This window comes from Nocardioides sp. FY1077 (assembly GCF_058681775.1).
This window is the reverse complement of record NZ_JBZWDB010000002.1, coordinates 435,620-449,548: the sequence shown is the minus strand read 5'-3', so window position 1 is coordinate 449,548 and position 13,929 is coordinate 435,620. Positions and strand designations below refer to the sequence as shown.

At 74.0% G+C, this 13,929-nt stretch carries 10 protein-coding genes; 5 read left to right on the top strand and 5 right to left on the bottom strand.

Annotation, left to right across the window (positions count from 1 at the left end):
* Window positions 1–76: 76 nt before the first annotated feature.
* Both AC4OR8_RS07050 and mshA read right to left on the bottom strand, forming a co-directional pair.
* Window positions 77–595, bottom strand: a complete 519-nt coding sequence (locus AC4OR8_RS07050) for a type III secretion system chaperone family protein (RefSeq protein ID WP_492164828.1) — start codon at window positions 593–595, stop codon at window positions 77–79.
* Window positions 592–1,845: a D-inositol-3-phosphate glycosyltransferase gene (gene mshA / locus AC4OR8_RS07045; RefSeq protein ID WP_492164827.1), complete on the bottom strand. Its 1,254-nt coding sequence runs from the start codon at window positions 1,843–1,845 to the stop codon at window positions 592–594. The genes AC4OR8_RS07050 and mshA overlap by 4 nt, the downstream gene beginning before the upstream one ends.
* A 196-nt stretch (window positions 1,846–2,041) precedes the next feature.
* Here mshA and AC4OR8_RS07040 point away from each other — a divergent pair, with 196 nt between their 5' ends.
* Window positions 2,042–2,806, top strand: coding sequence for an SDR family NAD(P)-dependent oxidoreductase (locus AC4OR8_RS07040; protein WP_492164826.1), 765 nt, complete (start codon window positions 2,042–2,044; stop codon window positions 2,804–2,806).
* A 36-nt stretch (window positions 2,807–2,842) separates the two neighbouring features.
* On the opposite strand, the gene AC4OR8_RS07035 is transcribed toward AC4OR8_RS07040, so the two are convergent.
* Window positions 2,843–4,168: a protealysin inhibitor emfourin gene (locus AC4OR8_RS07035; protein ID WP_492164825.1), complete on the bottom strand. Its 1,326-nt coding sequence runs from the start codon at window positions 4,166–4,168 to the stop codon at window positions 2,843–2,845.
* A gap of 238 nt (window positions 4,169–4,406) precedes the next feature.
* Between AC4OR8_RS07035 and AC4OR8_RS07030 the strand changes: the two genes are divergently transcribed.
* Window positions 4,407–5,975 (top strand): sulfatase family protein, encoded by a 1,569-nt coding sequence (locus AC4OR8_RS07030; RefSeq protein ID WP_492164824.1) that lies wholly within the window; start codon window positions 4,407–4,409, stop codon window positions 5,973–5,975.
* Between the two features lie 34 nt (window positions 5,976–6,009).
* On the opposite strand, the gene AC4OR8_RS07025 is transcribed toward AC4OR8_RS07030, so the two are convergent.
* Window positions 6,010–6,480 (bottom strand): PPOX class F420-dependent oxidoreductase, encoded by a 471-nt coding sequence (locus tag AC4OR8_RS07025; protein ID WP_492164823.1) that lies wholly within the window; start codon window positions 6,478–6,480, stop codon window positions 6,010–6,012.
* A 218-nt stretch (window positions 6,481–6,698) separates the two neighbouring features.
* Between AC4OR8_RS07025 and AC4OR8_RS07020 the strand changes: the two genes are divergently transcribed.
* From AC4OR8_RS07020 to AC4OR8_RS07010, 3 genes are all read left to right on the top strand, one after another.
* Window positions 6,699–7,646, top strand: a complete 948-nt coding sequence (locus tag AC4OR8_RS07020) for a hypothetical protein (RefSeq protein WP_492164822.1) — start codon at window positions 6,699–6,701, stop codon at window positions 7,644–7,646.
* 133 nt (window positions 7,647–7,779) lie between these two features.
* Window positions 7,780–9,675, top strand: a complete 1,896-nt coding sequence (gene typA / locus AC4OR8_RS07015; protein WP_492164821.1) for a translational GTPase TypA — start codon at window positions 7,780–7,782, stop codon at window positions 9,673–9,675.
* A 142-nt stretch (window positions 9,676–9,817) separates the two neighbouring features.
* Complete coding sequence (locus AC4OR8_RS07010; protein ID WP_492164820.1) at window positions 9,818–10,606, top strand: tyrosine-protein phosphatase; 789 nt, start codon at window positions 9,818–9,820, stop codon at window positions 10,604–10,606.
* Between the two features lie 113 nt (window positions 10,607–10,719).
* On the opposite strand, the gene AC4OR8_RS07005 is transcribed toward AC4OR8_RS07010, so the two are convergent.
* Window positions 10,720–13,908 (bottom strand): reprolysin-like metallopeptidase, encoded by a 3,189-nt coding sequence (locus AC4OR8_RS07005; protein ID WP_492164819.1) that lies wholly within the window; start codon window positions 13,906–13,908, stop codon window positions 10,720–10,722.
* Window positions 13,909–13,929: the final 21 nt, after the last annotated feature.

Sequence of the window (13,929 nt, the reverse complement as noted above, 5' to 3'; positions counted from 1 at the left end):
AACAGTGGAGTCGCATCCACCATTCGTATGACGCAACCCCGCGGCCGACCGCGACGAGCGGCGCCGCTGACAGGGGTCAGTTCTCGGAGACCGGCTCCTCGTCGGACTCCAGCCACCCGCGGAACGCCTCGAGGTTGGCCGTCGACTCGCCCCGCAGCTTGCGCCACTCCCACTCCTTGCGGATCGAGGAGGCGAAGCCGAGCTCGAGGATCGCGTTGAACGACTCGTCGGCGTACGTCAGCACCGAGCCGAGCAGCCGGTCGAGCTCGACCTCGTCGAGGGCGCGCAGCGGGAGCCGGCCGTCGAGGTAGATGTCGCCGAGCCGGTCGACGGCGAAGGCCACCGCGAACATCCGCAGGTTCTTCTCCAGCAGCCAGCGCCAGACCCGCTCGTGGTTCTCGTCGGGCTTGCGGCACACGAACGCGTGCACGCCGAGGGCGTGCGCCCCCACGTCGAGGCGCACGGGGGTCTGCAGCTTCTTCTCCCCGGGCAGGGCGAAGGAGAAGACGCCCTCGGCACTCTCCTGGACGTCGATGTCGTTGGCGGCCAGCCAGTCGCGGACGACGCCGGCGGCCTGCTCTCGCGTGGTGTTCACACGAGCGACTGTGACATGGCACTGCGCGCGCGGTCGTAGACCTCGACCATGCGGGCGGCCGTGGAGTCCCACGAGAAGTGCCGGGCCTGCTCGGGCGCGCCGGCGCGCAGCCGGGCCAGCAGCGCCTCGTCGTGCACCACCCGGCCCAGGGCGTCGGCCCACGCCTCCGGGTCGTGGCCCTCCACCAGCAGCCCGCTGCGCCCGTGGGCCACCACGGTGGTCAGCCCGCCCACCGCGGCGGCCACCACGGGGGTGCCGGCGGCCTGGGCCTCGGCCGCGACCAGCCCGAACGACTCGTTGTACGACGGCACCGCCACCGCGGTCGCCGCGGCGTACCAGTGCGCGAGGTCGCCCTGCGCCACCGGCGGCACGAAGCGGACGACGTCGGGGTGGCCCGGGCGAGCGGCGAGGCCAAGCTCGGCGGCGAGCGAGGCCAGCGCCTCGGGCCGGTCGAGGCCGCTGCCGGACGGCCCGCCGACCACCGGCACGACGAGCCGGTCGCGAAGCGACGGGTCGCGCTCCAGCATCACCGCGACCGCCCGGAGCAGGACGTCGGGCGCCTTGAGCGGCTGGATGCGACCGGCGAACAGCAGCACGTGGGCGTGCGGCGGCAGGCCGAGGGCGACGCGGGTGGCGGCGCGGTCGCGGGGGCGGAACAGCGTGAGGTCGACACCGGGGTGCACGACCTCGACGCGACCGGGGTCGGCGTCGTACAGGTTGATCAGCTGCTTGGCCTCGAGGTCGGTGTTGGCGACCAGCATGTCGGCGGCCTCCACGACCTGCTCCTCGCCGATCACGCGGGCCAGGGGCTCGGGTCGGTCGCCCGCGGCGAGGGCGTCGTTCTTCACCTTCGCCATCGTGTGCATGGAGTGCACGAGCGGCACGCCCCACCGGTCGCGGGCCAGGGCGCCGACCTGGCCCGAGAGCCAGTAGTGGGAGTGCACGGCGTCGTAGTGGCCCACCGGCTGGGCGGCCTCGGCGCGCAGCACCTCGCGGGCGAAGACGCACAGCTGGGCGGGCAGCTCGCCCTTGGTGAGGCCCTCGAACGGCCCCGCGTGGATGTGGCGCACGACCAGGCCGTCGCCGGCCTCGACCACCGCGGGCAGCGAGGAGCGGGTGGCACGGGTGAAGATGTCGACCTCGACGCCGCGCGCGGCCAGGCGCCGGGCCAGCTCGATGACGTAGACGTTCATGCCGCCGGCATCGCCGGTGCCGGGCTGGTCGAGCGGCGAGGTGTGCAGGCTGATCATCGCCAGTCGCCTCAGGTCCCCCACGCGCCGTCCTCCCCGTGCTCGGTCGTGCCGTCTCGTACGTCGGCGGGCGCCGCGGCCCGTCGGGGCCGGGACGTACCCGATCCTCAGCAGAACCGCCGACGGGCCCCGTCGATTCCCGTCACCCGGACACCGCACCGTGGCGGGCCCCCACCGGCCCGGCACGATGGACCCCATGACCACCTCTCCCGCTGCCCCGGACCGTCCTCTCGCCGTCGTCACCGGCGCCAGCAGCGGCATCGGTGCGGCGACCGCCCGCCGGCTGGCCGCAGAGGGCTTCCGGGTGGTCTGCGCCGCGCGGCGGGCCGAGCGCGTCGAGGCCCTCGCCGCGGAGATCGACGGCGTCGCGGCGGTCTGCGACGTCACCTCGGCGGAGTCGGTGGCCGACCTCGCCGCGCTGGTGGGCGACCGGCTCGACGTGCTGGTCAACAACGCCGGCGGGGCGTTCGGCTCGGCCCCGGTGGCCCAGGCCGACGCCGACGACTGGCGTCGCATGTACGAGGTCAACGTCATCGGGCTGATGCAGGTGACGCGGGCGCTGCTCCCGGCACTGGTGGCCAGCGGGGCCGGCGTGGTGCTCAACGTCGGCTCGACCGCCGGTCGGGTCGCCTACGAGGGCGGCGGCGGCTACACCGCGGCCAAGCACGGCACGCAGGTGGTCACCGAGACCCTGCGCCTGGAGCTCTTCGACCAGCCCGTGCGGGTCTGCGAGATCGCCCCCGGCATGGTCCGCACCGACGAGTTCGCGCTGGTGCGCTTCGACGGCGACGCGGAGAAGGCCGACGCGGTGTACGCCGGGGTCGCCGAGCCGCTGGTGGCCGACGACGTGGCCGACGCGATCGTCTGGATGGTCACCCGTCCGGCCCACGTCAACATCGACGAGCTGGTCATCCGTCCGCGCGCCCAGGCCGCCCAGCACAAGGTGCACCGCGTCACCTGAGCCGCGCGCCGACCGGACCGGCTCGACCCGATCCGCTCAGCCGAGGTCGGGGCGCAGCACCACCTCCACCAGCCGCTGCAGGTCGGCGTCGAGCACCTGCTCGGGCAGCGTGACGTGCTGGTCGCCGACGTCGAGGTCGTAGACGTAGCGGTCGGGCCGGGCCGGCGGGGCCACCGCCGCCACCGCGGACAGGTCGAGGCGGGCCAGCAGGTCGCGCAGCTCGGGCGTGCGGGGGTCGTCGTCGGCGTCGAGGTCGACCACTCCCTCCGTGTGCAGCCCGGCGATCCCGCCGGTGCGGCGCACGGTGAGCAGGCGCCCGCCTGCGGGCACGGGGTCGAGCTGCGCCACGAGCGGGACGTCGTCGATCGCCGTCGCCCGGGCGACGACCCCGACCTGGGCCCACGCCTCGCGCACGGCGTCGGCGTGCGGGCCCGCCGCGGCCACGGTGGCGGCGGCGAACCCGGCGAACTCAGTCTGCGGCCTGACGTCGCCGCCGGTGAGCGCGGCGTACCAGATGCGGCCGGCGCCCTCCCAGCTCGAGGTGCCGATCGCGACGGCGGCCAGCTGGAACGCCCGGTTGGGGATGCCGGAGTTGACGTGCACCCCGCCGTTGTCGTCGCTGGTCTCGACGAGGTCGTCGAGGTGGGCGGGCTGCGGGTCGCGCCCCAGCCGCGGGTCGTCGTACGCCGTGCCGGGCGCGCGCATGTCGCGCAGGCCGCGGGCGGCCACCCCGGGCAGGAAGATGCCCTCGCCGATCAGCCAGTCGGCCTCGGCCGGCGACTCACCGCGCAGGCGCTGCTTGAGGCAGGCCGCGAACACGTCGGACACCGACTCGTTCAGCGCCCCCGACTGCCCCTGGTAGACCAGCCCGGCGCTGCGCTCGGTGACGGCGTGGGTGAGCTCGTGGGCCAGCACGTCGACGGCGGCGGTGAACCGGCCGAACACCTCGCCGTCGCCGTCGCCGAAGACCAGTTGGGTGCCGTCCCAGAACGCGTTGGCGTAGTCGCGGCCGTAGTGCACCGTGAGGCTGACCGGGGCGCCGCGACCGTCGTAGGAGTCGCGGCCGTAGACCTCGGCGAACAGCGCCAGCGAGGCCGCCACCCCGTCGCCCGCCTCGTCGACCGCCGGGTCGCCGACCGCGGGCGAGCCGGCGCGCCGGGCCACCTCGCCGGGCAGGTCGGTGGAGCCGGCCGCGGTGTGCACCGTCCAGGCGGCGCGGGCCGCGTCGGCGCGGTCGGTGCCACCCGGGCCGGCCGCCCCGGGCGCACGGGGCCCACCGGCGCCTGGACGTCCGTCGCGGAAGCCCTCGTCGAGGCTCAGCGTGGCGTCGTACCCGAGCTGGCGCAGCAGGTAGGGCGGCACGAAGCCGCAGCGGCGGTGAGGGTGCGGTGGTGGTGCCGAAGGCGGGGTCCCGAGGTCCATGTCGACAGCAAAGACCACGGCACCGACAGCCACAAGAGCGGTCCGCACGGGGCTGTGGAAGGCCTGGGCAACCCCGCTCCGGGGCGGGTGGCGGCCGGTGGACGCGCGATGTGGGAGCGGGGGCGGCAGCGGGTAGGTTGCCCGCGTCACGACCTCCCGACCCACCGATCGAGGCCCCATGCTCCTCGGGCAGCACCCCGGCCGACGTCCCCACCCGCAGCGTGCGCGCACCCTGCTCGGGGTGCTGGTGGCGTGCGTCCTGGTAGTGGTCGCGCTGGTGTCGTGCCGGTCGCTGGACGGCGGCTCCGCGCAGGACCCCGCCCCCGCGGCCGGCCTCCCCCCGGTCCCCGACGTGGCCGGCACCCGGCCCAACATCGTGCTGCTCAGCTCCGACGACCAGACCGACCACGAGCTCGCGCACATGCCGCTGACCCGGCGCCTGCTCGTCGAGGAGGGCCTCGACCTCACCGACGCGATCAGCCCCCACCCGCTGTGCTGCCCCGCGCGCGCGGAGATCCTCACCGGCGAGTACGCGCAGAACAACGGCGTGCGCCACAACCGCGGGCCGTACGGCGGCTACCGCGCCTTCGCCCGCGACAACACCGACGAGAACCTCGCGGCGTGGCTCCACGACGCCGGCTACCGCACCGGGTTCGTCGGCAAGACGCTGAACGCCTACTCCGCGAGCGAGCCCCGGATGCGTGGCTGGGACTACTGGAGCCCCACGGTCGGGGCCACCTACGGCTACTACGGCACCACGTTCCTCGACGACGGCGACCCCCGCACCTACGACGACTACGTCGCCGACGTCGTGCGCGCCCAGAGCGTGTCGATGATCGAGCGGTGGTCGGGCCGGGACCGGCCGTTCTTCGTGTGGGCCTCCCACGTCGGGCCGCACGACTCGACCGAGGACGACGGCACCTGGGGCCCGCCGGTGCCGGCGGCGCGCCACCGCGACCTGTTCGCCGACGCCCGGCTGCCCAGCACCGACGACCCGTCCTTCGACGAGGCCGACACCTCCGACAAGCCCGCCCCGGTGACCGACGGCCGCGACGGCGTGCCGACGCGCACCGAGTGGTACCGCGACCGGCTGCGCAGCCTGCAGGCCGTCGACGAGGCCAACGCGGCGGTGGTGCGGGCGCTGCGGCGTACCGGCGAGCTCGACGACACCGTCATCGTCTACGTCTCCGACAACGGCTTCCTGCTGGGCCAGCACCGCATCTACGGCAAGAACTACCCCTACGAGGAGGCCCTGCAGGTCCCCTACGTCATGCGCGGGCCGGGAGTGCCGGTGGGCAGCAGCCCCGAGACCGCCACAGTCGTCGACCTGGCACCGACGTTCCTCGACCTCGCCGGGGTGCTCGACGACGTCCGCGCGGGCGGCCACACCGACGGCGAGTCGCTGCTGCCGGTGCTCGGCGGGGCCTCGCTCGGCGACACCTCGCTGATCCAGGCCGGCACCTCCGAGCCCGACGCGCTCGACGCACTGGGCTGGTCGTTCCGCGGCGTGCGCACGGGGCGCTACACCTGGGTGCGCTGGTGGGACGGCGCCGAGGAGCTCTACGACCGCGAGGTCGACCCCTTCCAGGAGGACAACCTGGTCGACGCCGGCGGCGCCGTCACCGACCCGGCGTACCAGGGGGTGCGCGACGAGCTGGAGCAGCGGTTCCGGGCGCTGCGCTGGTGTCGCGGCGTGGAGGAGTGCGAGCGGCAGGACCTCGGCCCGGAGCCGCTGCCCGAGGGCTGAGCGCCCCTCCCCCCTCGCCGGCCGGGCCGGTGGGTCAGGAGGGCACGCGGTCGGGCGGGAACCCGCCGGTGGCCACGGGCCCCCAGCCAGTGATCGTGATGCGCAGCAGCGACTTGCCCTGCCGGCGCATCGCGTCGCGGTACTCGTCCCAGTCGGAGTGCTCGCCGGCGATGCAGCGGAAGTACTCGACCAGGCCGTCCTCGGCCTCCTGGCCCGGCATGTCGAGCACCTCGGCGGTGCCGTCGACCTGCACCCACGGCCCGTCCCACTCGTCGGAGTGCACCAGCACGGTGGCCGCGGGGTTGCGCCGCAGGTTGCTGGCCTTCGCGCGGTCGGGGTAGGTGGAGATGACGACGCGGCCCTCCGCGTCCACCCCGCCGGTGACCGGCGAGACCTGCGGGCGCCCGTCGCCCTTGGTGGTGATCAGGGTCAGGTGGTGGCGGGTGCGCACGAAGTCCAGCAGCTGCTCGCGGTCGACCCGCTCGGTGGTGGCGATGTTCGGCATGGCGCCAGCCTAGGCAGTGCTCGTCGACCCACCGGTCCCCCGACCCGCGACCCTGTCGCCTCGCGGTCGGCCCGGTCGGCCCGGACCCGACCCAGGTGCCCCAGCCGTCACACCGGTCGGGTCCGACCCGCACCTGTCGGCCCACGCGACGGCCGACAGGTGCGGGTTTCGCCAGCCGGCTGGTGAAACCCGCAGCCCGCGTCGGCCACCATGAAGGGGTGGCGAGGACGAGCAGGGACCGACCGGTGCGGGTGGTGGTGGACCGCGACAGCGTGGCGATGGGCGACGACGTGGAGGGCCACGAGCGCAGCGTGGAGGTGCCGGGGACGACGACGCTGGGGGCGCTGCTGTCGCAGCTGCGGCCCGACGTGTCGGTGGCCGGGCCGGCGGCGTGGGTGGTGCGGGTGGGCGGTCGCGGGGGCGACTGGGTGGGGATGCTCAGCGACGAGACCGGCATGCGAGTGCTGCGCGAGGCCGAGCGGGCCGTCGAGGACCTGCCGACCCCGTCGGTGCACTTCGACTACTGGGCCGGCGCGCCCGCCGACCTCCTGCTCGAGCAGCTCACCGCGGGGCGGCTGCCGGACCGGCAGGCCCTGCAGCAGGAGGGCTGGCGCCGCCGCTGGCAGGCCGAGGAGGCCGTGGCCCGGGAGAAGGCGGCCACCACCACGAGGCGCCTGCTGCCGCCCGACACGGTCGCCGCGGTCGAGTCGGTGGGCGCACGCCTCGACGTGCACGCGCCGGCGTACGCACGGATCACCGCGGCCGACGCGACGACGTACGTCGTGCGCGCCGACGCCCACGGGGGTCACCTCTCCCGCGTCGACGCCGAGGGGCTGGAGCGGCCGTTCGCCGACCTGCGGCCCGCCGGTCCGCGGCTGGTGAGCACGCTGGGCGCCACGCTGCTGGCCCTGCTCGGCCCGGCCTGGCGCGAGGCGACCGGCCGCGCGCCGGTGGACCCGCCGGAGCCGACGCCCGCCACCCGGGTCGACCTGTCGCGCAGCGCCGGCATCTGGCGCTGGTCGTGGGGCGACGAGCAGGGGCGCCACGAGGGCCGGTTCGCCGCCGACGGCGCGCTGGCCGCCGCCACGGCCCCCTACGCCCGGATGGCCCCCGCCGACGTCGCCGCCCACCTCACCGCCGACGGGAGCGAGCAGGAGCGCGGGTGACCCCCGTCACGGCGGGGCCGTGGGAGACGGCCGGGGTGTCCGCCGATGGGGGTGACCACCCCCCGCGGGCCTAGGATCGACGCGGCTCCTCGTGGGCCTCCTCCGACTCCCACTGGAAGCGACGACGCACCGAATGTCTGGAAACACCGCACGCACCGACCTGCGCAACGTCGCGATCGTCGCGCACGTCGACCACGGCAAGACGACCCTCGTGGACGCGATGCTCCGCCAGGCCGGCGCCTTCACCGCCCACCAGGCCGAGTCCGTCGCCGAGCGCGTCATGGACTCCGGCGACCTGGAGCGCGAGAAGGGCATCACGATCCTCGCCAAGAACACCGCGGTGCACTACGCGGGTCCGGCGGCCGACGGCAAGCCGATGACGATCAACATCATCGACACCCCCGGCCACGCCGACTTCGGCGGCGAGGTGGAGCGCGGCCTGTCGATGGTCGACGGCATCGTCCTGCTCGTCGACGCCTCCGAGGGCCCGCTGCCGCAGACCCGCTTCGTGCTGCGCAAGGCACTGAACGCCGACATGCCGGTGATCCTCGTGGTCAACAAGACCGACCGCGGCGACGCCCGGATCGGCGAGGTCGTCGACGAGACCTACGAGCTGTTCATGGACCTGCTCGACGAGAGCCACAGCCAGGACGCGCTCGACTTCCCCGTGGTCTACGCCTCGGGTCGCGCCGGCGTCGCCGGTCTCGAGGCACCCGCCAACGGCGAGCTGCCCGACTCCCCCGACCTCGAGCCGCTGTTCCGCACCATCCTCGAGACCATCCCGGCCCCGACGTACAACGCCGGCGCGCCGCTGCAGGCCCACGTCACCAACCTCGACTCCTCGCCGTTCCTCGGCCGCCTCGCGCTCGTGCGGGTGCACCAGGGCGAGCTGAAGAAGGGCCAGACCGTGGCCTGGATGAAGCGCGACGGGTCGGTCAAGAACGTCCGCATCACCGAGCTGCTGATCACCGAGGGCCTCGAGCGCAAGCCCGGCGAGTCCGCCGGCCCCGGCGACATCGTGGCCATCGCGGGCATCCCCGACATCACCATCGGCGAGACGCTGGCCGACCCGGAGAACCCCGTCGCGCTGCCGCTCATCCACGTCGACGAGCCGGCCATCTCGATGACCATCGGCACCAACACCTCGCCGCTGGTCGGCCGGGTCAAGGGCTCGAAGGTCACCGCGCGCCTGGTCAAGGACCGCCTCGACCAGGAGCTCATCGGCAACGTGTCGCTGCGCGTGCTGCCCACCGAGCGCCCCGACGCCTGGGAGGTGCAGGGCCGCGGCGAGCTGGCGCTGGCCATCCTGGTCGAGCAGATGCGTCGCGAGGGCTTCGAGCTCACCGTCGGCAAGCCGCAGGTGGTGACCAAGGAGGTCAACGGCAAGGTCCACGAGCCCGTCGAGCGCCTCACCATCGACGCCCCCGAGGAGTACCTCGGCACGATCACCGAGCTGCTGGCCGCCCGCAAGGGCCGCATGGAGCAGATGGTCAACCACGGCACCGGCTGGGTCCGCATGGAGTTCCTGGTGCCGGCGCGTGGCCTGATCGGCTTCCGCACCGAGTTCCTCACCGACACCCGCGGCACCGGCATCGCCCACCACATCTCCGAGGGCTACGAGCCGTGGGCCGGCGAGATCCGCTCGCGCAACAACGGCTCGCTGGTCGCCGACCGCAAGGGCGCGGCCACGGCGTACGCGATGACCTCGCTGCAGGAGCGCGGCGTGATGTTCCTCGAGCCCGCCACCGAGGTGTACGAGGGCATGATCGTCGGCGAGAACTCCCGCGCCGACGACATGGACGTCAACATCACCAAGGAGAAGCAGCAGACCAACATCCGCTCCGCGACCTCCGACAACTTCGAGAAGCTGATCCCGGCGAAGAAGCTGTCGCTGGAGCAGAGCCTGGAGTTCTGCCGCGACGACGAGTGCGTCGAGGTCACCCCCGAGATGGTCCGCATCCGCAAGGTCGTCCTCGACGCCAACGCGCGCGCCAAGACCGCCTCGCAGGCCCGCAAGGCCAACAAGTAGCCAGCACGCACCACGCCCGAGGGCCCGCACCGTCCACCGACGGTGCGGGCCCTCGTCGTTCCGGCCGGGGTCGCCCGGATCGCCCGGAGCCGGGCACCGCCGGCTCGGGGCACGGGTTGGCGGCGGCAGGCAAGGTGGTGCCGTGATCCCCGAGCCGTACGCCCCCGCGCCGCCCGACACCGCACCCCCCGGGTTCCCCGACCTGCGCAACCTGCGCGACGTCGGCGGCCTGCGCACCACCGACGGCGGGCGGGTACGCCGTGGCGTGCTGCTGCGCAGCGGCACGGTGGCGTTCGTCGACGAGGAGCAGGCCGATCGCCTGGTCGGCGACGGCCCTGGCGGGCTCGGGGTGCGCTGCCGCGTCGACCTGCGCGGGCCCCGCGAGGTGGCCGAGGAGACCTCGGCGGCGCTGCTGGCGCGCGAGCACCGCGTCGAGCACCTCGAGGTGCACGCCGACGACACCCCGTGGGACTTCGCCTCCGCCCACCGCGTCGACTGGGTCGCGGCCCACTACGCCCGCTACCTCGCGGCGTCCGGCCCCCACCTCGCCGCCGTCGCGCGGCTGCTGCTCGACCCCGCGGGGCCGCCGCTGCTGGTGCACTGCTCGGCCGGCAAGGACCGCACCGGCGTCGCGGTGGCGCTGCTGCTCTCGGCCGTCGGTGTGCTCGACGACGACGTGGTGGCCGACTACGCCCGCACCGCCGAGGCCATCGACGCGCTGCGTGAGCAGTTCGCGCTGCTGCCGGCGTACGGCGACCGGGTCGCGGAGGTGCCGCAGGAGGCGTTCGCCTCGACCCCGGAGACCATGCGCGTGCTGCTGGCGACGCTCGAGGAGCAGTACGGCGGCGCCCGCGGCTACCTGCGGGCCCACGGCCTCGACGACGCCGACCTCGCGGCGCTCACCGCGGTGCTGGTCGACCCCGCCGGCTGACGGACCCGGCACCCCGGAGCAGCCGAGCAGCCGAGAAACAGCAGGGCCCGGCGCGTGGTGGCTGCTGCCACCACGCACCGGGCCCGGTGCTGATCTCTTCAGGAGCTGCGCCGTCAGGGCGCCGTGCGCACCCCCAGGCCGTCGACGCGCACGGTCTTGCCCGAGCGGGCGACGATCTTGACCTGGCCGCTCTCCTCGTCGAACGAGCCGAGCCGCACGAGCGCCGAGGGGGCGGTCCCGCTGCCCAGGCGCACCGTCTTCAGCAGCTCTCCGCGGAAGTACACGTCGAGCGCGCCGTAGCCGGGCTGACGCCCGACGACGATGGCGAGCCCGGTGACGTCCTCGACGCGCTCCACCAGGGTGGCGCCCTTCTGGTTCGCGGTGCGGAAGGTGCCGAGGTAGGAGGCCGGTCCGCGGCGGTCGGTCCAGGTGCCGCGGGCGACGTCGAGGGCACGGTCGTCACGCGGCAGCGTGAAGGTCCGCGAGGCGGGCGTCGGGTCGACGTTGCCGAAGCGGTCGACCGCGGCGACGGTGAGCTGGTGCGTGGACTGCTCGAGGTCGGTGAGGGTCACCGACGGCTCGGTGCACTCCACCTCGCGGCCGTCGAGCAGGCACTGGAAGGTGACGTCGTCCTCGTCGGAGTCGAAGGCCACGGTGACCTCGTCGTCCAGCACGTAGGCGCCCTCGCTGGGCCCGTCGGTGATGACGGTCTCCGGGCCGGTCTCGTCGGCGGTGACGGTGAGGTCGGCGTCGTTGACGTCGAAGAACACGTTGTCGACCGCCTCGATGCGCACGCGCCCCGTGGTGGTGTCGACGTTCGGCCACTCCACCGAGGCCGTGCCGTCGTTCGGGGTGCTCTGGGCCAGCACGTGGGGGAAGGTCTCCCCGCCGTCGTCGGACATCGTGATCCGCACCTCCGGGGCGAGCGCGGCGGTGTCGGTGCCCGCGACGTCCCAGGTGAGCTCGGTCTCCGTGCCGCCGACCACGCTGGTGGTCTCGTTCAGCGACGAGACCAGGAACGGGCCCGCCGAGGTGTCGATCGTCAGCTTCGTGTCGTCGAAGTAGTACCCGCCGGCGGCGGGGTCGAGGTCACGGGCGGTGAGCCGGAAGTTGAGCGAGGGCTCGATGTTGCCGGCCTGCACCGAACCGGTGTAGTCGCCGGTGGGCAGCCACTCCGAGAAGCAGTCGAGGACGGGGCCGTCGCGCAGGGTGTTGACGCGCCCGGCGCTGTCGGTGGGCTGACCGTTGACGAAGTCCTCCGCGGTCGGCGTGGGGCAGGTGCCGGTGACGGCGTTGGTGTCGCCGGCCAGGACCTGCTCCATGTCGGGGAACGTGCGCGTCGGCGAGCCGTCGGCGATGTTCTCGCCGGGCGAGCCGATCAGCAGGGTGTCCTCGTCGCTGACGTCGGCGTAGTCGCCGAAGACCCGGAACAGCGGGCCGTTGGTCTTGTTCTGGTCCAGCAGCCCGGTGCCGGTGCCGGCACCGCGGTCGGTCTGCTCCCACAGGTAGACCAGGGCGTCGTTGTCGACGTCGCTGCCCGAGCCGGTGAGGCTGAACGGCGTACGGGCCGGGATGGTCTCGTCGGCGGGCGCCTGCACGGCGGGCGCGCGGTTGTCGAGGAGCTCCTTCTGCCAGCCCTGGTTCTCGATCGGGCCGCCGTCGGCGGTGACGCCGACGACCGGGGTGGCGTCGCCGGAGGTGACGGCCACCGAGGCGGTCGGCACGTCGGTGCCCATGGAGGTCACGCCGTTCCAGGTGATCTGGAAGCCGGCGTCGGTGAGGGTCAGGCCGCTGCCGTACAGCGGGGAGACGGTGACGTCGTTAACCGAGCCGAGCGCGGTCTCGATCGCGAGGTCGAGGCCGAGCAGGGTGTAGTCGGAGCCGCGGGTGATCGGGGCCGTGGTGGCGCCGCCGATGGAGATCGTGAACGCCTCGCCGTCGGTGTCGTAGCCGATCAGGCCGACGTTCTGCACCTCGTTGATCGCGGGGCGCTGGGAGAGGATGTAGGCCCACATCTCCTGCTGGCTCCACTGCGAGAAGTACGGGTCGGTGTGGGGCTGCAGGTCGTCGGAGCGGCAGATGCCGGCGTAGGCCATCACCGAGGAGCCCGAGCCGGGCTCCACCGACGGGGCGGCCTTGTTGCCGCCGCAGTTGAGCTGGGTGCCGTTGAAGGTGTGGTTGCCGGAGAACTGGTGACCCATCTCGTGGGCGACGTAGTCGATGGCCATGAAGTCGCCCTCGGGCGTCGGCAGGCCGGTGCAGCCCTGCGCCTTCGAGTTGCCGCCGACGACGCCGAGCGAGGCGATGCCGCCGCCGTTGATGCCGAGCATGATGTGGCCGATGTCGTACTTGTCGGCGCCGACCAGCTGGCCGATGGCCAGGCGGTTCTGCCGCAGCAGCCCGCCGGTGCAGCCGTTCTGGATCTGCGCGGCACCGGTGAAGCAGCCGACCGCGCCGCAGGGCCCGTTGGCGCCGAACAGCTTGGCGTCGGTGTCGAGGTTGAGCTCGTCGCTGTCGTCGATCAGCAGCATCCGCACGGCGAGGTCGTCGTTGTAGATCTGGTTGACCCGGTTCATGAGGACGACCTTCTCGGCCAGCACGTTCTCGCTGCCGAAGTAGGCGGCGTACGACGGGTCGGTGAGGAGCGCGAGCCGGTAGGTGCGGCGGGTGACCTGCTGACCCGGCTGCTCACCGGTGCGCGCGGCGCCGGCCTCGTCGTCGGCCTCCGCCTCCTCGGCGGCCTCGGCCTTCATCGAGGCGGGCAGCTCGGGCTCGACCAGCGGCTGCTCGCTCGGCGGCAGGTCGGAGCCGAAGTAGGACAGGTAGGCGCCGTCGCCGCCCTGGTAGGCGGGGTCGACGAACCAGGCGGTGCCGGTCTCGAGGTCGCGCACCGAGGCGTGGAAGCCGACGGGGGTGAGGTCGAGGCGGATGCTCGCGGTCGGCACGTCGATGCCGGTGCCGGCGTACGTCGTGATCTCGGGGTGCTCCTCGGCCAGGCCCTGCTGCATCACCGGGGAGTCGACCACCGAGAAGCGCAGCAGCTCACCGGTGGGCGAGGGCACCGTGACGGTGACCGGCTCGGCGCCGCGGCGCGCCGCACGCTCCGTGGGCGCGCGGTCGAGGCGGGCGGCCAGCGCGGCGGTGTCGAGGGTGTGGGCCTCGAACTCGCGCGGGTTGACCCGGCGGCGCTCGCCGTCGAGCGTCGCGGGCAGGCGGGTGGACGTCGGCGACCACACCGCGTCGAGCGGGTCGGCGGCGGGCGCGGCCACCGGGCCGGCCTGGGCGCTGGTGGTCAGCGTCAAGGCGGGCACGAGGCCGGCGAC

Excerpts from the sequence above, each read along its gene's own strand:
- mshA (WP_492164827.1), bottom strand. The coding sequence starts at position 1,845 with ATGATCAGCCTGCACACCTCGCCGCTCGACCAGCCCGGCACCGGCGAT.
- AC4OR8_RS07040 (WP_492164826.1), top strand. The coding sequence starts at position 2,042 with ATGACCACCTCTCCCGCTGCCCCGGACCGTCCTCTCGCCGTCGTCACC.
- AC4OR8_RS07030 (WP_492164824.1), top strand. The coding sequence starts at position 4,407 with ATGCTCCTCGGGCAGCACCCCGGCCGACGTCCCCACCCGCAGCGTGCG.
- AC4OR8_RS07025 (WP_492164823.1), bottom strand. The coding sequence starts at position 6,480 with ATGCCGAACATCGCCACCACCGAGCGGGTCGACCGCGAGCAGCTGCTG.
- typA (WP_492164821.1), top strand. The coding sequence starts at position 7,780 with ATGTCTGGAAACACCGCACGCACCGACCTGCGCAACGTCGCGATCGTC.